The organism is Rhizobium sp. P1_E1, from assembly GCF_056406015.1.
Genome location: NZ_JBFUAY010000036.1, coordinates 13,149 through 33,653 on the forward strand (window position 1 = coordinate 13,149; position 20,505 = coordinate 33,653).

Sequence of the window (20,505 nt, forward strand, 5' to 3'; positions counted from 1 at the left end):
GCGAAGGCGGCAGCAGTTTTCCGGAAAACTGGTAAACGGCGTTTTTACATATGGAACAAATCGTTAAATTTTTTTGGATAAAAAAGTCCTTGGCCAATCCGATATGAAACCGGATGTTCGATGGGGGCTTTCAATGCGTCGTCCAAACATAAAATCGAGTTTGCTGTTGATTTTCAGCGGCATAGCTCTTCTTTTCGGGCTTGTCGCTTATCTCGCGGTCGACGGTCTTCGAAATACGAACGGCTCCACCGAAGAAATTGCGACCAACTGGCTGCCGAGCGTGCAGGCGTCGCAAGCGATCAATCTCGCCATGACGAATTTGCGCCTCGCCTATCGTGATCACATCATCGCGCAGTCGGATGCAGAAAAGAAAACGCGCGAAGAGGCCATTAAAGTCGCTGAGGATACAGTTGGCAAAGCGGTAGACGCCTATCTCCCGCTGGCTTCGTCCGACCACGAGCGCGAACTGATCAAGACGATCAAGGAGAGCGTTGGTGGCTACATCGCCAGCAGCTCGCAACTGCTCGTCCTCTCCCGGGCCAACAAGACCGAGGAAGCCGGGCAATATCTGGGTGGAGAGATGCGCTCGCATTCGGATAAGCTCAAAGAAGCAACTGCGGCCCTGGTCGAACTGAACGTCAGCGGCAGCAACAAGGCCGCCGAACTCAGCAAGGAGACCTTCGCCTCGATAGAATTCGAGCTGTTTGCCGCGATCGGCTTTGCGGGATTGCTCGTTCTCGGCGCCGTCGTCTTCGTTCTGACGGGCATCGCCAATCCGATTACCGGCATCACCGCCTCGATGCGGCGGCTGGCCGAGGGAGACACCGGTTCAGAGATTCCGTTCGCTGACCGCGCCGACGAAATCGGATCGATGGCGGGAGCGGTGGAGATCTTCCGCCAGGCCGCGATCACCAACAAGCGAATGGCAATGGAAGCCGACGAAAACCGCAACAGGGCGGAGGCCGACCGCCTTGCCGCCCAGCAGCAGGCGGAGGCTGACGCCTCGGAACGGCTGCGCATCGCTACCTCGGGTCTCGCCGCCGGTTTGAAGCGGCTGGCCGCAGGCGACCTCGCCTTCCAGCTCAGCGAGACCTTCGCCCCCGACTTCGAGGCGCTACGCCATGACTTCAACCAGTCCGTCAACCAGCTTGGCGCGACGCTGAGAGCAATATCCGACAGCATCGGCACGATCGACGAAGGCACGCGGGAAATTTCTTCCGGGGCGAGCGATCTTGCAAAGCGCACGGAGCAGCAGGCCGCCTCGCTCGAAGAGACGGCGGCCGCGCTGGAAGAGATCACGGCGAACGTGTCGAACTCCAGCAAGCGAACCGAGGAGACGCGCACGGTGGCCACGGAGGCAAATCGCAGCGCCGGGGTCTCCGCGGAAGTCGTTTCCCACGCCGAAGAGGCGATGGGACGCATCGAGACGTCGTCGCAGCAGATCTCCAATATCATCAGCGTCATCGACGAAATCGCATTCCAGACCAACCTACTCGCATTGAATGCCGGCGTGGAAGCGGCGAGAGCCGGCGAGGCCGGCAAGGGCTTCGCCGTCGTCGCCCAGGAAGTGCGCGAACTCGCCCAGCGCTCGGCAAGTGCGGCCAAGGAAATCAAGGGCCTGATCCAGAACTCCTCGAAGGAGGTGGAAGGCGGGGTCAAGCTGGTGCGCGATACCGGCCAGGCCTTGAAGACCATCGGCGGCTTCATTACCCAGATCAATCACCATATGGATTCGATCGCCACCTCAGCGAAGGAGCAGTCCATCGGCCTCAGCGAAGTCAACGTCGCGGTCAACCGGATGGACCAGACCACGCAACAGAACGCAACCATGGTGCAACAGTCGACGGCGGCATCCGATTCGCTCGCGCAGGAAGCCCAGAAGCTTCGCGAGCTCATCGCCCAGTTCAAGCTCGACGATGTGGCCACCAGCCATTCCTCGGCCCTTCGGTCGACGGCGAGAACGATGGCGCAGCCCGCTGCTCGTGCAGCCGTGCATGCGGTTGCGGCTCGCCGTTGAACCAGGCGGCAGCAGAAAACCAGACATGAAAAGGCGCCCGGCGATTGCCGGGCGCTTTCATTCGATCATGACGCGAAGGCCGGATTGCGCCGCGCGCCCATTCTCAACACGAAATAGATCGCCCCGCCGATGGCGACGCCGAAGAACCAGCCGTAGGTTCCCCACCAGTCCGGCAGGATGGTGGTGAAGGTCGGCAGGATCGATGAGAAGAGCACGCCAACCGCAAATGCGATGAAGGCATTGCCATGCCATCCGTTCTGGAACCGGAACTCGCCATTCTCATGATAGAGCGCTTCGACGTTCAGTTGGCTTCTCCGGATGAGATAGTAATCCACCATCATGATGCCGAAGATCGGCCCCATCGTCGATCCGATGAAATTGACGAAATGCGCCGCACCCGTCTCCCAGGGAGCAAACGGGTAAAGCACGAGAGCGATCAGGGCGGCGATATATCCGCCGCGTTTGAAGTTGATCTGGCGCGGGAATACATTGGCGAAGTCGAAGGCCGGCGACACGAAGTTCGCCACGACGTTGATGCCGAGCGTTGCGATCGCGAATGTCAGCGCGGCCAGCAGCGCCAGGAACCAGCTGTCGAATTTCGCCGATATTTGTTCCGGATGCAGCAGCACCTCTCCGTAGACCGTAAAGGCGGCGGTGGTCGTAACACCTGCGACCAGGCAGAACGCCAGAAGGTTGATCGGAAGCCCCCAGAGGTTGCCTTTCCTGAGAGCCTTTTCATTCGTTGCGTAGCGCGAGAAATCGCAGAAATTTAGGTAGAGAGCCGCGAAATAGGTGATCCATGTGGCGGCCACGGCGGCAAGCGCTGCAATCGAACCAGGCTCACCCGGCACGCCTGCATCCTTGGTCTTTTCGATCAGCACGTCGCGCGGGATTTCGGACCCGAAGGAGAAGGTGCCTGATTTGGCGACCAGATAGACTGCGAGCACCAGCATCATGATCCAGACGGCCGGACCGGCCCAATCCTGGAACTTGCGAACCGTTTCCATCCCACGCTGAATGATCAGTAGCTGCAGCGCCCAGACGATGACGTAGCAGATGACCTCGAGGGTCGAGTGGCCGAGGAAGTGGCTGTTCTGGTGAAAGGCGAGCAGGTTGTCGTTGCGGATCAGCAAGGCGACGATGGCGCCGGATGCGGCGGCGGTCTGCGCCCCGTACCAGAAGCAGGCGACCACCGCCCGGACCAGTGCCGGAACATTCGCCCCAAACGTGCCGAAGGAGGCGCGCGCCAGGACCGGAAAGGGTACGCCGGTGCGCACGCCGGCATTGCCGACCAGGCTCATCAAAAAGAAGATGACCAGAGATCCGATGCCGATGGCGATGACGAAATTGACGAAGCTGCCGCACAGCAGGAACAGGCTCGCCGCCAGATAGTAACCCCACAGGCTGTGGACGTCTGACGTCCAGACGTTAAAGATGCTGAATGCACCCCATTTACGCTCCTCGGCGGGTGCAAGATCCTCGTTGTATAACGAGGGAGACGGATTTCGTACGCTCATGAATGCCCTCCCCTATCCTTGAGGCCAAATCGACCACAGGCGGAAGTCTGCTCTTCATTTGTGCAGCTGACAATTTAATAGTCACATTGTACACATCTCTTGACGATGCCTCAGGATTAGCCATGTGCGCCTGCCTGAGACACCAGTTCTCATCATTGCGAGCCGACAACACGTCCGGCCAGCCGAAAGGGACTTGCGACTGCTGCGCCGGCGGCATCGAAGACATAGGCGCCAACGTCGCCGGCGCTCGACCGTCTCCCGCTTTCGAAGGAGGCAAGCTGCGCGCCGAACTTGGCAAGCGATGCGTAGCGGTCGTGCCCCAGCCCGTCGGACGCCTGGATCGACGTAATGTCGATGACCCGAAGCCTTTCCTTCAAGGCAGCCTCCCTGATGACGGGATCGTCGATATCGAGACGTCCGACACGCGCCCGCTCTCCCGCTATGAAGCTCGAGGCCACCAGCGCCCGGTCGTCCTTCGAAACGAGAAGAGATATCGGGATCGGCATCCGCCCGATATCCTTCAGCTGGGACCGGAAAACATCGATGTCAATGTCAGGGGCGGCCAGGATCACCGCCAGTTTATCGATGACGTCGTCACGATGCTGCAGTTTGAGCTGGCGCACGGTCTCCATGACCAGGAATCCTCCCATGCTATGTCCGAAAAGGATGATGCGTTTCACCTTTCCTGAAGCCGAGAGCGAGGTGACAAGCGAGTCCAGGTCGCTGCGCGAGGACAGCGCCGCATCGCGGTCGGCGACATAGCCTGCGACGGCGGCGGCCGATGGCCAGGAAAACAGAATCGGAGAGCCCGGAATATTGGCGTCCGCGGCGATCTGCGCGGTGCGAAACAACGCCTCTTGATAACTATAATTGTAGCCATGGACGAAGATGCCGACGGTGCCATCGGACTGCGTGGAGCGGAGCGCCTCCTCTACGAATGCGTCCTTTGGAAGCTGCTTGCGCTGGATGACGGCAAATTGGCGTTCGGGATCCGGCCTCGAGGTCGGATATGTGATCGCGGTGTCCTTCCGGTTGGGAGGGACCGAAAACGCATATTGCTCGTAGGTGAGATTGTCAGCCCATGCGCTCCCGAACCCGCCGCGCGCGGTATCGGGGTTCCTGTTTGTCGCAGCGAGCACGTTTACGCGGCTCGAGGCGGCTTCATCGGATTGAAGCGATGCATTGAGATGAACCGGCAGATGGACCGGGTTCAACACATCAGGCGACGGTCGTGTAGCGCAACCGGCAAGCATCGCCAGGCCGATCGCGACCAGCATCATCTTGGCCCCCAACGGAAACTCATTCAACCGCTGGCCCGTCATCGAGTTCTCTCCTTGGAAGCCAGGACCTGCAGCGGCCGCCGCGACGGCCGCATGCGATGGACGTCGAAGCCCGTGCTCACGCCTCTGCCACGACATCGGCCTGGACGACGCCTTCATCCCGCCGGATCCTGAACCACGCGACGTAGAGCGCAGGCAGGAACAGCAGGGTGAGCGCCGTTCCGACGACGATGCCGCCCATCATGGCGTAGGCCATCGGGCCCCAGAAGATCTCGCGCGAGATCGGGATCAGCGCCAGCGTGGCCGCCGCGGCCGTCAGCATGATCGGCCGCATGCGGTGTTCGGTGGCCTCGATGACGGCCTGCCAGGGCGCCATTCCTTCACTGCGCAGATGCTCGATCTGGACGACCAGAATGACGGAGTTGCGGATCAGGATGCCGATGAGCGCCAGCACGCCGAGGATCGCGACGAAGCCCATAGGAGCATTGCTCAGCAAGAGCGCCGCGACCACGCCGATCAGGGCCGTCGGCGCGACGGCGAACACCAGGAAGAGGCGGCTGAAGCTTTGCAGCTGGATCATCAGGATCGTCGCCATCGCAAACAGCATCAGCGGAGCAACCGCCGCGATCGGCCCCTGAGCCTCGGCGCTGGATTCGACCGCGCCGCCCACTTCCACCTTGTATCCCACCGGAAGGTTTTTCTGGAACTCTTCCACCTTGGGCTTGAGCTGGTCGACGATCGTGGCCGGTTGCGTCGGACCGACGACGGCTGCCTTGACCGTTATGGTGGGTTGCCTGTCGCGACGCCAGATCGTCGGCTGCTCGAGCTCGTAGCGGAAATTCGCCACGGCGGAGAGAGGCACGACCTTGCCGTTGGAGGTGGAGAGCTGCAGATTCTCAAGCGTCTGGATGGAGTCGCGCTCGGATGCCCTGGCGCGGCCGATGACGTTGACCAGGTAGATGTCGTCTCGAACCTGGGTGGCTGTCGAGCCTTCGACGATGCCGTTGAGGGCGGTGGCAATGTCTTCGGAGGATACGCCGAGCTGGCGCGCCTTGTCCTGCAGGACATCGACCTTCACCACGCGGGACGGCTCGTTCCAGTCCAGGACCAGGTTTGCCAGAAGCGGGTGTGATCCCATGACGCCGGCAAACTGCTGCGAGAGATCGCGGACCTTTTGAATATCGGGGCCGGTGACCCGGTACTGGACCGGCTTGCCCACCGGCGGACCGATGTCGAGAAGCTTGACGAAGGCGTCGGTGCCGGGGAAGGTTTTCGTCAGATAGTCCTGCAGTTCCGCCCGCACCTTGTCGCGCACGTCCAGCCCTTTGGTGACGATGATAGTCTGTCCGAACGACACGTCGGGCGTCTGCACGTCAAAGGACAAGATGAAGCGTGGCGCACCCTGGCCGACATAGGTCGTCCAATGATCGATATCCTTGTTGTCGGCCAGCATCTCCTTTTCGAACCTGGCCATCTGCCTGTTGGTTTCGGCAATCGAGCTGTTGTGGGGGAGGTTCCAGTCGATGACGAGCTCGGTCCTGTCCGAGTTCGGGAAGAACTGCTGCTGCACCAGCCCCATGCCGCCAATGGAAAGCCCGAAGACGCCGACCGTGAGGATGATGGTGACCCAGCGCCAGCGCATTGCCAGCCCCAGAAGCCAGGAGAAGATGGAAGCGAAGCGGCCCTTCTTCTCGTGATGCGATTTCATCGTCTTCGGCAGGATCGTGACGCCGAGAAGCGGCGTGAACAGCACCGCCACCACCCAGGAAACGATCAGCGAAACTGCGATGACCACGAAAAGCGTGAAGGTGAATTCACCGGCAGCACTGTTGTTGAGACCAACCGGAATGAAGCCGGCAACGGTGACGAGCGTTCCCGTCAGCATCGGGAAGGCGGTCGATGTATAGACGTGGGTGGCGGCCTTCCTCAGATCGTCGCCCGCCTCCAGACGGGCCACCATCATCTCGACGGCGATCATGGCGTCGTCGACAAGCAGCCCGAGCGCGATGATGAGCGCGCCGAGCGAGATGCGCTGAAGCGAAATGCCGGAATATTCCATCACCACGAAGGTGATCGCCAGGACGAGCGGAATGGAGATCGCCACCACCATGCCGGCGCGAAGACCAAGGCTGATGAAGCTGATGATCAGCACGATGACGATCGCTTCGAACAGCGCGCGGGTAAATCCGGACACCGCTTCGTCGACAACGGCCGGCTGATCGGAAACGCGGTGAACGTCCACGCCGATCGGAAGGTCAGCGACAACACGCTTCATCTGCGCGTCGAGCCCCTCGCCGAACTCCAGAAGATTGGCGCCCTGCTTCATGCCGATGGCAAGCCCGATCGCCGGTTGGCCGTCGAAGCGAAACAGCGACGAGGGCGGATCCACGTAGCCGCGTTTGATCGTGGCGACGTCACTCAGCGGAAAGAAGCGGTCGTTTATTCGGAGATTGATCGATCTCAGGCTGTCCTCGGAGGTGAATTGTCCGCTGACCCGCAACGCGATGCGCTCCGGCCCGGCGTCAACGAAGCCGGATTGAGTCACGGCATTCTGCGCCTGCAGGGTCTGGATGACCGACTGTTGGTCGATCCCGAGCGCTGCGATCTGGCGTGTGGAGAATTCGAGATAGATCGCCTCGTCCTGAGCGCCGACCACATCGACCTTGCCAACGTTGGGCACGGTCAGAACCTTGGAACGGGCATCTTCCACCAGATCGCGAAGCTGGCGCTGGGTAAGCCCATCGCTGGTGAAGGCGTAGATGTTTCCGAAGACGTCGCCGAAGCGATCGTTGAAGAAAGGACCGACGACCCCCGTGGGAAAATCGCCCTTGATGTCGGCGATCATGTTGCGGATGCGCAGCCAGGTCGGCGCGACATCCTTTGCCTTGGTGGTCGGCAGCAGCTCGACGAAGACGGTCGTCTGGCCGGCAACGGTCTCGCTCTTCGTGTAGTCGAGCGATTCCAGTTCCTGGAGCTTTTTCTCGATCCTGTCGGTCACCTGCCGCGTCACCTCATCGGCGGAGGCGCCGGGCCACTGCGCGGTGATCACCATCGTCTTGATCGTGAAGTTCGGATCTTCCTCGCGGCCGAGTTTCACGTAGGAGAAGGCGCCTGCGAGAATGAAGACGATCATGAAGTACCAGACGAGCGAACGGTGTTCGAGCGCCCAGTCGGAAAGATTGAAGGACTTCACTGGCTGATCTCCTGGTCGATCCTGATGGCCTGGCCATCTTCAAGTTTATGCACGCCTGCCACGACTACCCTTTCTCCGGGGACGAGCCCTTCGGTGACGCGAACGGTGCCGCCGTCTTCGACGTCGCCGTCGATCTTCACGCGGCGGAGCGATACCTTCCTGGCGGGAGCATCGACGATCCAGACGCTCGGGCCGTCGCTGCCGGCAAGGATTGCCGAGGAAGGCAGCACGATCTCAGGATCTGCAGCGATGGTTGCAGAAGCAGTGACGACCGAGCCGAGTCTGAAGGCCTCGGGCGGATCAGCGAGCGCGATCTTGGTTCTGCTCGTGCGGGTAGCGGTCTCCGCCTCCGGGGCGATCTCGCGCACGACGCCCGACGTGCGGATCGTCGGGGCGAGCTGCAGCGTCACTTCGAAGGGCGCGCCGATTTTCAGTTTCTGGGCGGCGGCCTGGGGCACGTCGACCACAGCGTCGCGCTTGTCCGGCCGGGCGATGGTCACGACCGTTTGGCCGGCCGACACCACCTGGCCGACCTCGGCCGAGGTCGCCGTCACCACGCCATCGAATTCCGCCCGCAGCTGCGCATAGCCGAGCTGCTCCCTCGCCTTGTCGAGATTGGCCTGCGCCTTGGCGACGGCGGCTGCGGCGGTTCGCCTTGCCTGCTCGGCCTCCTCGAGTGAGGCTTCGGTGCCGGAGCGCGACTCCAGCAGCGCGCGCTGGCGCTGCTCCGTCGTCACCGCGTTTCTGAGCTGGGCGTCGCTATTTTCCACGTCCGACTGCGCGTTGCGCACGGCAAGCTCCAGCGCCAGCGGATCGATCGCGGCAACGACATCATCCTTCTTGACGAGATCTCCGACATTGACGTTGCGGGCGATCATCCGTCCGAGAATCCGGAAGCCGAGTTCGGTCTCGATCGTCGGCTCGATCGTACCGGTCAGGCCTAGGCTCGTAGCGGCCATCTGCTTGACTGTCATCGACAGCACGGGACGGGGCGCTTCGTCCTTGCTTTCCTCCTGCGGTGCGCAAGAGGAAATCAGGGCCGTGCCCACCATCAGTGCGACTATGTTGAAACGAATACTCACTTGGAAGCTTCCTTGACATAAGACACGATTTCACCCGCCCTGAGGAACTTGGTCCCGTCGGTCACCACGACATCTCCTTCCGACACGCCCGACTTCACGATGAAGCTGCCGGTCTCGTAGCCAGCGACATCCACTGCCCTTGCCGAAACTGCAGAGGATGCGGGATCGACGATCCAGATGGCAGGCTTGCCGCCCTTGGACGTCATGGCCGACCAGGGAAGCTGGATGACGTCCTGCGAGACGTAATTGAATCTTCCGACGACGGGAGCGCCGAGAGGGATCGGAGCGTCGCTCGATATCGCGACCTTGACCTTGATGGTTCCGGTGGAAGAATCGATCGTCGGCGAAATCTCGCGAACCTTCGCCGCGATCTTCTGCGTCGGGTTCGACAGAAGGGTCACGGTCCCGTCGCCGTCGATCGGGCGCAGGAACGCGCTTTCGACCACCTCAAAGACGGCATCCCGGTCGCCGTCATGGGCAAGGGTGAAGACGACCTGGGCGGCCTGCGCCACCTGCCCGACCTCGGCGTTGCGCGCGGTGATCACCCCGTCGGCATCCGCCTTCAGCTCCGTATAAGACAGGGTATCCTGGGCGGTTTCGAAAAGCGCCTGCGCCGACTTCGTCGATGCCTGCGCGGTCAGAAGTGCCTCCTGCGCCTGGTCGAGTGCCGCACGCGTCGTCACCTGCGTTCGAAACAGGCTCTGCTGGCGGTCGTATGCGAGCTGCGCCTGGGTCTGTTGCGCCTCAGCCGACTGAAGATTGGCTGCCGCCACATCCAGGTCAGCCTTCTGCTCTTCCGGATCGATGCGCGCGAGGAGTTGCCCCGCCTTCACGGACTGCCCGACCTCCACCAGCCGCTCGATGATCTTGCCGCTGACGCGGAAGGACAGATCGGTCTGGACACGGGCGCGGACATCTCCGGTGATTGCGCCACCTTGGACCAACGGCTCAGGCTTGGCGACGACAACGCCGACCTGCCGTGGGGTTGGCTCAGTCGGTCCGCGCTCATCGCTGCATGATCCGAGACCGATGGCGCATACGATCGCTGTGGCGACCAGAATGGTTCTCATAGTTGACCTCTTGCTCTCAACGGCAGCTCCTATATAATTGACTGACGCATTAGTCAATGAAACTTTGTGCCGCAGGAACGAGGGCGTGCGCAACACGGGAGGCGAGGCAAATGGCAGCTCAGAATCAGAAGAAGATCACGCGCGCGGAACAGAAAGCGCTGCGGCCCATCCAGATCCTGGATGCCGCCTTCGAGGAGTTCGTGAGAAGCGGTTTCACCGGCACGCGCGTCGAAGACATCGCCGACAGGGTCGGCGTCACCAAGGGTACGGTGTACGTCTACTTCGAGACGAAGGAGAAGCTTTTCGAAGCCATGATCAACCACTTCTCCGTGCCGTTTCAGGAGCTGCTGGGGATCACCGCAAGCCTCAGCGGCAGCGCCACCGACCGGCTGCTTTCCATTCTCGGCCTGCTCTACGACCAAATCGCCGAGGATCGCACGACACGCGAGCTGACGCGGCTCGTCATTGCCGAAGGACACCGGTTCCCCGACCTGATCGACCGCCACCACGATCAGTTCATTGAGCCGATCATCGCCAAGGTCGACGCTCTCATTCTGGAGGGTGTGGCGTCGGGGGAGTTTCGCGAAATTCCGGTGGAATTCTCCGAAATCGTCGTCGCCCCCATCCTGACGACGACAGTTCTGCGGCTGATATTCGACGACCGCCGCGTGCCCACTCCCAACAAGGAGGCCTTCCTGCGGGCCTATTTCGACCTGTTGCTCAACGGCCTGCTTGCCAAGAACTGATCGCCGAATGACGAAAAATACCGCGCAAGGCACGTAGCTTTTCTCAAGTTTTTATGTAAAAACATCGAGTTAGCCATGCCTTCGAAGGTATGACCTCAATTCGTGACGGAAAAAGTGGAACGCAAAGTCAATCTCAAGGATGTCGCGCGCGATGCTGACGTATCGCTGAGCACGGCCTCGCACGCACTGAACGGAACCGCACCGCTGACAATCGAGGTGCGCGAGAGGGTTCTGGATTCGGCAAAACGCCTGGGTTACCTCGACCGCCGGAGGAAGAAGGCAACGATCGCGACCTTACGCGTCCTGCTTCTCGCCATTCCCGACGATGCCGCGCCGGAGAGCGACCTCAACCTGGTGAGCTGGACGATCCTCAACGGCCTTCGCAGGGAGTGCGAGCGCCGCGGCATCAGGATCGTGCCCTTTGTCAGCACCGGCCGTCGCATCGACGGCGCCCAGGTCAGGCAGATCGCCCTCTCCGAGCGCGCCGACGGCATCGTGGTTCTGAACGATGATCAGCCGGAACTCATCCGAAGCCTCGCCTCCCCTGATATGCCCGTCGTCATCGTCAACGGCGAAGACCCGGCCATGCTGGTCGATACGGTCACCCCCGAAAATCGCTTCGGGGCAAGGCTCGGCATCGAGCACCTGCTCGCACTCGGGCATCGCCGCATCCTGCACCTGACCTGGAAGGGCCGCACAACGATCCAGCGCCGATATGACGGCTTTACCGACGCCTATTTCGCCGCCCAGCTTCCCGTACCGGACGACATGATCGTCGAGGCCGAGGGATATGAGCCCAGGCACGGCGAGGCTGCCATCAACACGCTGCTCGACCGCGATCCCACGATGAAAGGGGCGACCGCCGTCTTCTGCGCCGCCGACAACCTGGCGCTCGGCTGCCTGAAGGCATTGGCCGATCGCGACATACGCGTGCCCGGAGCGATCTCCGTCCTGGGCTTCGACGACATCGTCCCCGGCGAATTCAGCCGTCCGCCGCTTTCGACAATCAGCGTTCCCACCGACAGGCTCGGTGCCGCCGCCCTGGCGCTCATCGAACAGAGGCTGATTGCCAACGATCCGCAGCGGCCCGCCCATCGCCTGGAACTCGGATGTCATCTCGTCCTGCGCGGCAGCATCGCGCCGCCGCGCTAGATGTTTGGGTCCCGGGAATTGTGCTGAATCCCTGGTATTTGCCTAAACAAAATTGGAGCGGTTCAGACGAATAGGTGTGAACTTTACTGCCCAGGCAAGGGTGCATGTCACTCAACAATCGACGACCGCTTGAGAGCATGTCCAAGACAAAGACCGAAGCGCGCCGCATGAAACAAGTTCAATGCGACGCGCCTCAGCCGGGAGGAAGACAGTATGGTTCTTCGGCGGCTGCGAGGAGGTCTTTCTCCACGCCAGCACCGTTCATTTCATGCCTGTTCCGGCGATGCCCGTGGTGATGTATTTCTGCAGGAACAGGAAGACGACGGTGACAGGCAGCAGGCTGAGGAACGTCATCGCCAGGATATAGTGCCACTGCACCGAGAACTCGCCCTGGAACGCGTTCAGACCGACCTGCAGGGTGAAATTCTCGCGGCTATTGAGGACGATGAGCGGCCAGAGGAAATCGTTCCACCGCCAGAGCACCGAAAAGATCGCCAGCACCGCGAGAGCCGGTGCCGTCAGCGGCAGGATGATGCGCCAGAAGATGCAGAATTCGCTCGCCGCATCGACGCGCGCCGCCTCTATCAGCTCGTCGGGTATGGTCAGCATATATTGCCGCAGCAGGAAGACGGCGGTCGGAGAGGCGACCGTCGGCAGGATGACGCCCCAGAGATTGTCGGCAAGCCCGACCCCGACGATGACGAGATAGGCCGGCACCATGACGACAGCGAGCGGAATCATCAAAGTCGAAATGATGATGACGAAGACCGTCGTATCACCAGCAAATTTGTATTTCGATAGGGCGAAGGCCGCCATGGCGTTGACGATCAGCGTCAGGAGCGTTGCGACGAAGGTGACGAACACCGAATTCTTGAGGAAGGTCAGGAAGTTGAAGCGCGTCAGCGGATCGGTGTAATTCTGCGTGGCGACCGTCAGCTTCTGCACCGGCGTCATCCCCTTGACGTCGACGCTGACGGGTGGTCCCGGATTTGCGGGGTCGACCATCTGGGCCTTGAGGCCGATGCGGCGGACCATGGCCATTTCACGCTGCTGGCCGTCGACGGTAACCTGCCAGAGGCTGAGCGGCTTGTCGAAGCCGGGCACGGTCTGTTCGACGGCGGCCCGGGGAAGCAGCGTCGGCGGAAACCGGGTGATCTCGGCGGCCGGCTTCAGCGAGGAGAGGCCCGCCCAGAGGACCGGAAGCAACACCACAAAGGTTCCGCCGATCAGCCAGACCCATGACAATATGTCGGTTATATCGATGCGTCCGGCCCGGCGTGTGCGCGTGAAAAAGCTGATCGGGTTCATCTCAGGACTCCATTCGCTTGCCGATGCGCAGCTGTATGAGGGTGAGAACCAGAAGCACCAGCCCCATGAGAACCGATGCCGCGGATGCGAGACCGAAGAGGCGAAGATCGCTGCCGAACGCCATCTGGTAGATATATTGGACGATGAAGCTGTTGGCCGTGCCCGGACCGCCGCCATTGGTCAAAACCCAGGCCTCGTCGAAGATCTGGACGGATTTGATCATCAACAGAATGAACACGACCAGCAGGTTCGGCGCCAGCAGGGGAAGCGTGATCCTAAAAAGCGTGCGGCGTGGCGAGGCGGCATCGATGGAGGCAGCCTCGTAGAGCTCCTTCGGAATGGCCTGGAGGCCGGCCAAGAGGATGAGGGTGTAAAAACCCATATGAAACCAGACCGACACCACGACGACGAAGAAGCGCGACCAGCCGACATCGAGCAGGAAGATTTCAGGGGGAACGCCGATCATCTGGAAGAAGGCGTTCAGCAGCCCGTTGCGATCGAGGAACCATTTCCAGATGAGGCCGATGACGACGGGAGACAGCAAGACGGGATAGAAGAACATCGCCCTGAAGAAACCACGCGCGACGATCGCCCGATTGAGGATCAGCGCCGTGATCAGCGCCACCAGCAATGTGGCGACAACATTGCACGCCACGAACCAGAGCGTGTTCCACACGGCCGTCCAGAACAGCGATTCCTGGCAGGTTCCCGGCTGCAGATAATTGCCGCAGGAAAGCAGCGTGCGGAAATTGTCCAAGCCGACGAAGGGGCGCTCCGACACGAAAAGATTGGTGCCGCCGGTGAAGGCGTAACCAATCGCAATCGCGATCGGAAGGAACGTGAAGATGGCGAACAGAACGAGGTTCGGCGCCAGGAACAGCCATGGCATGCGCTTGCGGCCGAAGATGCGCTCGATCGCATTCATCGGCGCTTCGACCACCCTCATCGCCGCTTCGCCTGCCTGGGACAGCAATACACCTGCCTTGAGCGCCGCCATGTTCAGCGCCTCCCCTGTCCGGGCCGCCGGGCAAAAGCCAGGCCGCTTTCGGGATCGAACAGATGAACCCGCCCCGGCACGGCGTCGATCAGGATGTGATCCCCAGGCGCCGGCGCGAAATGGCCGGCCTCATGAATGATGATCTGCTCGTCCTGTCCTGCAAGTTTGCCATAGACATAGGTCTCGGTGCCGAGGCCCTCGTGATACTGGACGATGAACGGCAGGCCCTGCTCGCTGGAGCGTGAAAAATGCGCGGGCCGGATGCCGGCGAGAACGGCCTGGCCGACAGCAATGCCGGTAGGATCGACGTCGCTGACGATCTTGCCGCCATTGCCGACATCGATGGTGACGCCGCTTTCGTCGATGCCTGATACCTTGCCCTTGATGATGTTCATGCGCGGCGAGCCAAGGAAACCCGCGACGAAGAGATTGCGCGGGCTGTCGAACAGGTCCAGCGGTGCCCCAACCTGCTCGACCCGCCCGGCGCGCAGCACGACGATCTTGTCGGCCATCGTCATCGCCTCGACCTGGTCATGCGTGACGTAGATCATCGTCGTCTTGATGTCGCGGTGGAGCTTGGTGATCTCGGCGCGGGTCTGGACGCGCAGCGCCGCGTCGAGATTGGACAGCGGCTCGTCGAAGAGGAAAATGTCAGGTTCGCGCACGATGGCCCGGCCGATCGCCACGCGCTGGCGCTGGCCGCCCGAAAGCTGCTTCGGACGCCGGTCCAGATAGGGTTCGATCGCCAGCATCCTGGCAGCCTCGGCAATCCGCGCCTCGATCTCGGCGCGTTTGAACTTCAGGTTCTCCAGGCCGAAAGCGAGATTCTTGCGAACGCTCATATGCGGATAGAGCGCGTAGGACTGGAAGACCATCGCGATCTTGCGCTCGGCCGGCGAGAGCGCGCTGACGTCGCGCGCCCCGATCGCGATTGCGCCTGAGGTCACCTCTTCGAGGCCGGCGATGACGCGCAGCAGGGTAGACTTGCCGCATCCCGACGGACCGACGAAGACGACGAACTCGCCGTCCTTGATATCGAGTTCGACGTCATGCAGGACTTTGACCGAGCCATACGACTTGTTGACGTTGGAAAGCTTCAGTTCTGCCATGCCCCACTCCCATCAGGTGCCGCCGTTTCGAAGACGGCGTCGTTTTTGTTCCAGCCTTGCGGCAGCGGTGTCGGCCTTGTGACCCGCACCTCGTTCATCAAGATCCCGGTGACCCCCGCCACGTAGACGGCCGGCATTCCTCCCGGATAGTGCTCAAGACCGATCACCCGGCCGTCCGACCCGCGGGTCCAGGCATTAGCACGGCCGCCGCCATCGGCTTTCGGGGAAAGGTCCGCGTTTGTCGGACGCAGGTCGTAGGACCGCGCAGTGCCGAGTTGCCCAGGCTGCTGGTCCAAGGCGATGCGTGCCAGCGATGCGTTGCCGATGCCGGCCGACGAGGTCGAAATGACTGTGATCGCCCCCTCCATCCGCCCGGTTATGTCCTCGACGATGAGATTTTCGATGGCGCCCGCCGTGCGTTCCGTGACACGGTCGACAACATTGACCGTCAGCGCCTCCCCCGAGCCCCAGAAACCATCGGGGGTCTCGCGGCACTCTACCGCAATTCTCGAAAACCTGACGTTGGATATCCTGCCGCCGTCGCGGGAAAAGACGCCGAGCGCCCTGTTGGAGGAAGAGACGCTGCAATCCTCGAACACGACGTTGGTAACGTCGCCATGCGTTTCCGTGCCGATCTTCAGCGCGCAGCTGAGGCTCTGAACGGAGCAACGGCGGACGAGAATGTTTTCACATCGCCCGATGGCGACACGGTCGGGACCGATGCTCGTCTTCAGGCATATGCCATCGTCGGCCGTCGATATCCGGCAGTCCTCGATGACGGCGCCGCGGCAGGCATCCAGCACGATGCCATCGGTGTTGGGAAGGCGGCGGTCGTTGTCGATGGTCACGTTCGTGACGGCGACATCGGTGCAGTTGACGAAGTGCAACGTCCACATCGGCGAGCGGCTGATATGGATGGAGCTGATCTCGACCTCGTCGCAGCCTTCGAAGACGACGACACGGGGCCGAAATTCGGCCGGGATGAAGGTTCCAACGGTCTCGTCGTCCCCCACAATGAAGCTGTCGCAACCGGCTTCGATGCGACCCGCTCCCGTCAGGCTGATCCGCCGCGCACCGCTCGCGACGATCATGCCACGGTCCGACTTTTCGGCAATCACCGAAACGGTCGTATGCGTGTAGGCGGCATAATCCGGAACGGGACGCAGGATCGCTCCGGCGGCCAGATGAAGGTCGACGCCGGATTTGAGCTGGAGCCCGCGGCAGACATGGATGCCGGCCATGAGCTCCACGCGTCCGCCGCCCGAAGCCGACAAGCCGTCGATGGCCGCCTGCAGGCGGACCGTATCGTCGCCCTCTGCCGGCTCGATCGCGACAAGGGACACGGGGCTCATTGGCGCTCGCCGTTCTCGAGAAAGACTTCCGTCAGGAGCAGCATGGTCAGCGCCTGGCCATAAGGCGTCGGCACGTTGGGGATGCGCCTGTAGAAATCGAGGTCATGGCCCATCGGCGTGCCGTCCGAGACGCCGTGGACCACGCCTTCTTCGTCGATCTGCGCCAACACCGCCGCAAGAGCGCGCTCCGCATGGGCCCTGTCGTCCTTGTCGAGAATGCCGGCATCGATGGCGCGCAATATGCCATAGGCAATGCCTGCCGTGGCTGAGGTTTCCAACGGCGAAGACGGATCGTCCAGAAGCGTGGTGAACATGCCATCTGGCCGCTGGTATGCTTTCAAGGAGCGCACCTGGCTGACGAGGACGTTCGACAGAAAACGCCGGTCCTTCTCGCCGAGCGTCGGAACGAGATCGAAGAGCTCGGGGATGGCGACCGTGATCCAGGCGTTGCCGCGCGCCCAGAACGCATTGGCGAAATTGTGCCGCCCGTTGAAGGTCCAGCCATGATACCAGAGCCCGCTGACCGGATCGGAAAGGTAACGGGTGTGGATCACGAACTGATAGACGGCCTCGTCGATCCATTCACTGCGTTCGCAGAGCACGCCGGCCCGGGCGAGAAACAGGCAGGCCATGAACAGCGTATCGTCCCACAATTCGCCGTCGTTGAGGCGCTCCTTGACGACGTGCTGAAAGCCGCCGTCTTCGGTCTTTGGCAGTTCCTTGACGAGCCATTCGGCCCAGTCCTCGACGAGAGCGCGAAAATCCGGACGGTCGACATGCTGGACGAGGATCGCTAGCGGCAGCATCGGCGCCGTGCTGTTGATCTGGCGCGGCGGCAAGCCGCGTTCGATCTGTCCGGCATACCAGGTCACCAGTTCCTGCAGCGCTTTCTGATCATTGGTGGAAATGGCGCGCCGCAGGAAGCCGTAGAGACCGACGCCGACTTCCCAGTCCCATTCGTCGAACTGGATTCCGGAGGCGGAATTTCCGGTCACGAGACCTTCCTTGATGCCCCTGAGCCGGCTGAAAGCCGTTGCCACGCGATCGATCGTCGTCAGGAGCGCGGCGTTATCGACAGATGTTGTGTTCATGTTGGAGACCTATGTTTCAAGAGTAGAAGGGTCCGTCAGTGCCGGCGCCGGAGGCAGCACTGTCGTGTGTGAGGATCGGGTGCGGCTGATCGTGGGTGAAGGGCCTCGCCTCGCCGCCGATCGAAAGACCGTCGGCATAGGACAGGCAGATCGCCGGGCCACTCGGCGGCGTCAGGGAGAGGCGCCGAAGCCCGGGATCGAAGGAAACCGTCGTCCGGCACAGGCGTTCGGTGAATGCCTTGAAAGCGTCGCCATCGCCGCATCCGACGATACCAGCCCAGCCGCAAAGCGGTCCGTGGGAGCGTGCCTCGCGGCCGGCGGTCGGGCCGTCGGTGATCAGCTCCAGCCCGTTCGACGCCCAGAGGGCGGAAAATCCCCTGCCCGATCGCGCGATGAGCCACTTGTCTTCGATGATGAGATCGTCCAGGCCGTCGCGGCCGATATAGGCGTGCGTCCATGCATGGCGTGCGTCGCTTGTGTCCTCGACCAGCAGGGCGACGTCGCAATGCTGGGCAACGCGCGGCAGGATGCCATTGCCGGCCCAATAGGATGGCCTTTGATTGCCCCAGGGATCGTCCTCGCCGGGATGGTTGATCCACAGCCTCGCCATCGGGTGGCCGGCCAGCCGGATGTCGAGGACATGTTGCTGATGCCCCTTCTGGCCGGTCTTATGATCGACGACCGTCGAAAGCTGCGCCGCCTCGTTCTTGAACAGCACGAGTTTTCCGCTCTCGAGGCCCTGGCTGTAACGCGCCTCGACGCTTCTTGCGCGCGAGAGCGCGGCAAGCTCGGCCAGATCGGCGGGCGGCTCGTAGCCGCCGGCGCAGAACATGGTCAATGCCGCAACGCCGTTGTTCAACCAACCGGTTCCAAAGGCGACCTGGGCGAAGGGCGCAAGCTCGGTCAGCGGGCCGGCACGCAACTCCTTGTCGTAAGCGCGCCCCTGCGATCCGGCCGGAACGCCTGCGAGCGAATGCAGGGCGATCATGCGGAAGATGAGATCGATCTGGGCGCGGGCGCGCGCTGACATCGCCATCTCGGCCCAGCGCTCCAGTGCCAGCAGGCCAATGAAGTCGATCGGGTAATAGGCCGCCGAGTTCCACTCCGCCAATCCATGGGCTTCGACGCTGTCGAACCAGCGCCCGAGCCGCTCGCCGGCGATTTCCGCCTGCTGCCGCCCCGTCCGGCCCGAGGCTGAAAACACCTCGTCGGGCAGAAGAAGTCCCGCCAGCAGCTGGCTCGTGTGAAAGCAGAGCACATGGTTCTCACTCCAGAACCACATCGCGTCGTTGCCCGGCTCGTCGACCCAGTAACGGTAGGAACGAACGGAATGCCGAATGCGAGCGACCACGGCATCGGACATCCGGTCGGCATAGGCACCGAGTAGCCACAAGAGCGGCACCATGATGAAATCCGAGCAATCCTCCCGCGCATCGATGGAGGCGAGTGTCGCGTCGATGATGCGATCGAAGCTTTCCTGGTCGTGGTGACCGGTTTCCATCATCGCAATGAGGCGCCCGACGCGGTTTGCGCCGAAGCGGGCGCTGTATTCGAGCGCCTGCCGCTTGCGGGCGGCGAGCGATGCCTCTGATGGCAACGGTGAAATGCTGCTCATGAAGGCAGCATCGATGACGCGGGTGACCGAGCCCGTGCCGGAGCCGATCGTCATGTGGACGCCGTGATAACCGTCCGCAATGCCGCAGACATCGTCGGCCGTGAGGCTGCTCTGATGGGCGCGCAGCGTCAATCGTGAGTGCGCGAGAACGGGCCGTTCGTGACCATGGCCGATGACCTTGATCTCGACAGGCAAGTCGCGTTCGGGCGCGGTGCCGAATATGATCTCCAGCGGCTGATTGACGAAGACGTCGCGGGCCGGGCGGACGCCACGGGCAAGGGCCTCCAGCTCGCGGACCTCATTCTGATCCAGCGATACGGGCAACAATACGCAGAGTGGCTCCTCGTCCAGCATCTCGAGCTCGAAAAACCACGTCGTGTCGCGCTCGGCGAGGTCTTCGGTGTGAACGAGAATCTGGTTGTCGCCAGTTTCAAGGGACAGGCTTATGTCGGTCGCGCTCTCGAGATTGCGCTTGAAGGGTTCGAAGCGCACCACCTCCTGCCCGTTGACCCATATGCGAACGCCGCCGCAGGTCTTCAGTCTGAGATTTAGCGTTCGCGCAGTCTCCGTCCTGAACGTGCCCTTCAGCCATCGCCTGAGATGCGTCGGCACATGCCAGAAGCCGGTGAACTCGACGCGGCGGTTCGAGCCGGGAAGATTGAGGCTTTCGGTCGGCCAGGAGGTGTCGGGCGAGAGCGGCCGCCCCACCATGGTGGACCAGAAGGCCTTGCGGCAGGGCAGGTCGCCGACATCGACGAAACCGTTGATGAAACGATAGTTCACGCGGTCTTCGGCCGGCGCGGGCTCGCCGGGAAAATAGCTGGCGATGAGGCCGGAAACGGCCCATGCCGTGATCGTTTGCCTCTCAGCCACGCTGTATGCTGGCGCCATATCGTCCGGCTGCTTGATGCATTCCGTTTTCACAGACCGCCTCCTCCGCAATCCTATGAAAATATTTTCATTAGGTTTTTGTGCG

The 20,505-nt window shown here is 61.9% G+C and carries 14 protein-coding genes; 3 read left to right on the plus strand and 11 right to left on the minus strand.

The window, feature by feature from the left end:
• Positions 1-133 precede the first annotated feature (133 nt).
• A complete protein-coding gene (locus AC1D1Z_RS14865; protein WP_018245902.1) occupies positions 134-2,017 on the plus strand; it encodes a HAMP domain-containing methyl-accepting chemotaxis protein in 1,884 nt (627 codons plus the stop codon).
• Positions 2,018-2,082: 65 nt separating this feature from the next.
• On the opposite strand, the gene AC1D1Z_RS14870 is transcribed toward AC1D1Z_RS14865, so the two are convergent.
• From AC1D1Z_RS14870 to AC1D1Z_RS14890, 5 genes are all read right to left on the minus strand, one after another.
• A complete protein-coding gene (locus AC1D1Z_RS14870; RefSeq protein WP_018245903.1) occupies positions 2,083-3,534 on the minus strand; it encodes an NCS1 family nucleobase:cation symporter-1 in 1,452 nt (483 codons plus the stop codon).
• A gap of 152 nt (positions 3,535-3,686) precedes the next feature.
• The gene (locus tag AC1D1Z_RS14875; RefSeq protein ID WP_018245904.1) at positions 3,687-4,856 is read right to left on the minus strand and encodes an alpha/beta hydrolase; all 1,170 of its coding nucleotides are present in this window, start codon (positions 4,854-4,856) and stop codon (positions 3,687-3,689) included.
• Positions 4,857-4,932: 76 nt separating this feature from the next.
• A complete protein-coding gene (locus AC1D1Z_RS14880) occupies positions 4,933-8,007 on the minus strand; it encodes an efflux RND transporter permease subunit (protein WP_018517829.1) in 3,075 nt (1,024 codons plus the stop codon).
• On the minus strand, positions 8,004-9,089 hold the full coding sequence (locus AC1D1Z_RS14885) for an efflux RND transporter periplasmic adaptor subunit (protein ID WP_018245906.1): 1,086 nt from the start codon (positions 9,087-9,089) through the stop codon (positions 8,004-8,006). Before AC1D1Z_RS14885 ends, AC1D1Z_RS14880 begins: the two co-directional genes overlap by 4 nt.
• Positions 9,086-10,159, minus strand: a complete 1,074-nt coding sequence (locus tag AC1D1Z_RS14890; protein WP_018245907.1) for an efflux RND transporter periplasmic adaptor subunit — start codon at positions 10,157-10,159, stop codon at positions 9,086-9,088. Before AC1D1Z_RS14890 ends, AC1D1Z_RS14885 begins: the two co-directional genes overlap by 4 nt.
• Before the next feature lie 110 nt (positions 10,160-10,269).
• Here AC1D1Z_RS14890 and AC1D1Z_RS14895 point away from each other — a divergent pair, with 110 nt between their 5' ends.
• Entirely contained in the window at positions 10,270-10,905 is a 636-nt protein-coding gene (locus AC1D1Z_RS14895) for a TetR/AcrR family transcriptional regulator (RefSeq protein ID WP_018245908.1), read from the plus strand.
• Between the two features lie 102 nt (positions 10,906-11,007).
• Positions 11,008-12,057 carry a LacI family DNA-binding transcriptional regulator gene (locus tag AC1D1Z_RS14900; protein WP_245268279.1) on the plus strand — a complete coding sequence of 350 codons (1,050 nt, stop codon included), beginning with the start codon at positions 11,008-11,010 and terminating at the stop codon, positions 12,055-12,057.
• A 261-nt stretch (positions 12,058-12,318) separates the two neighbouring features.
• On the opposite strand, the gene AC1D1Z_RS14905 is transcribed toward AC1D1Z_RS14900, so the two are convergent.
• From AC1D1Z_RS14905 to AC1D1Z_RS14930, 6 genes are read right to left on the minus strand one after another with little or no spacing between them, the layout of a single operon-like run.
• The gene (locus AC1D1Z_RS14905; protein ID WP_003562795.1) at positions 12,319-13,365 is read right to left on the minus strand and encodes a carbohydrate ABC transporter permease; all 1,047 of its coding nucleotides are present in this window, start codon (positions 13,363-13,365) and stop codon (positions 12,319-12,321) included.
• Between the two features lies 1 nt (position 13,366).
• Positions 13,367-14,362 (minus strand): carbohydrate ABC transporter permease, encoded by a 996-nt coding sequence (locus AC1D1Z_RS14910; protein WP_018245910.1) that lies wholly within the window; start codon positions 14,360-14,362, stop codon positions 13,367-13,369.
• Positions 14,363-14,364: 2 nt separating this feature from the next.
• Positions 14,365-15,471, minus strand: a complete 1,107-nt coding sequence (locus tag AC1D1Z_RS14915) for an ABC transporter ATP-binding protein (protein WP_018245911.1) — start codon at positions 15,469-15,471, stop codon at positions 14,365-14,367.
• A complete protein-coding gene (gene pglB, locus AC1D1Z_RS14920) occupies positions 15,459-16,823 on the minus strand; it encodes a polygalacturonase PglB (RefSeq protein ID WP_018245912.1) in 1,365 nt (454 codons plus the stop codon). The genes AC1D1Z_RS14915 and pglB overlap by 13 nt, the downstream gene beginning before the upstream one ends.
• Positions 16,820-17,914 (minus strand): beta-galactosidase BglB, encoded by a 1,095-nt coding sequence (gene bglB / locus AC1D1Z_RS14925; RefSeq protein WP_018245913.1) that lies wholly within the window; start codon positions 17,912-17,914, stop codon positions 16,820-16,822. The genes pglB and bglB overlap by 4 nt, the downstream gene beginning before the upstream one ends.
• A gap of 16 nt (positions 17,915-17,930) precedes the next feature.
• Positions 17,931-20,453, minus strand: a complete 2,523-nt coding sequence (locus AC1D1Z_RS14930) for a hypothetical protein (protein WP_018245914.1) — start codon at positions 20,451-20,453, stop codon at positions 17,931-17,933.
• Positions 20,454-20,505 lie beyond the last annotated feature (52 nt).

Coding starts and splice junctions, on each gene's coding strand:
- AC1D1Z_RS14865 (WP_018245902.1), top strand. CDS start 134: ATGCGTCGTCCAAACATAAAATCGAGTTTGCTGTTGATTTTCAGCGGC.
- AC1D1Z_RS14870 (WP_018245903.1), bottom strand. CDS start 3,534: ATGAGCGTACGAAATCCGTCTCCCTCGTTATACAACGAGGATCTTGCA.
- AC1D1Z_RS14875 (WP_018245904.1), bottom strand. CDS start 4,856: ATGACGGGCCAGCGGTTGAATGAGTTTCCGTTGGGGGCCAAGATGATG.
- AC1D1Z_RS14890 (WP_018245907.1), bottom strand. CDS start 10,159: ATGAGAACCATTCTGGTCGCCACAGCGATCGTATGCGCCATCGGTCTC.
- AC1D1Z_RS14895 (WP_018245908.1), top strand. CDS start 10,270: ATGGCAGCTCAGAATCAGAAGAAGATCACGCGCGCGGAACAGAAAGCG.
- AC1D1Z_RS14905 (WP_003562795.1), bottom strand. CDS start 13,365: ATGAACCCGATCAGCTTTTTCACGCGCACACGCCGGGCCGGACGCATC.
- AC1D1Z_RS14910 (WP_018245910.1), bottom strand. CDS start 14,362: ATGGCGGCGCTCAAGGCAGGTGTATTGCTGTCCCAGGCAGGCGAAGCG.
- AC1D1Z_RS14915 (WP_018245911.1), bottom strand. CDS start 15,471: ATGGCAGAACTGAAGCTTTCCAACGTCAACAAGTCGTATGGCTCGGTC.
- pglB (WP_018245912.1), bottom strand. CDS start 16,823: ATGAGCCCCGTGTCCCTTGTCGCGATCGAGCCGGCAGAGGGCGACGAT.
- bglB (WP_018245913.1), bottom strand. CDS start 17,914: ATGAACACAACATCTGTCGATAACGCCGCGCTCCTGACGACGATCGAT.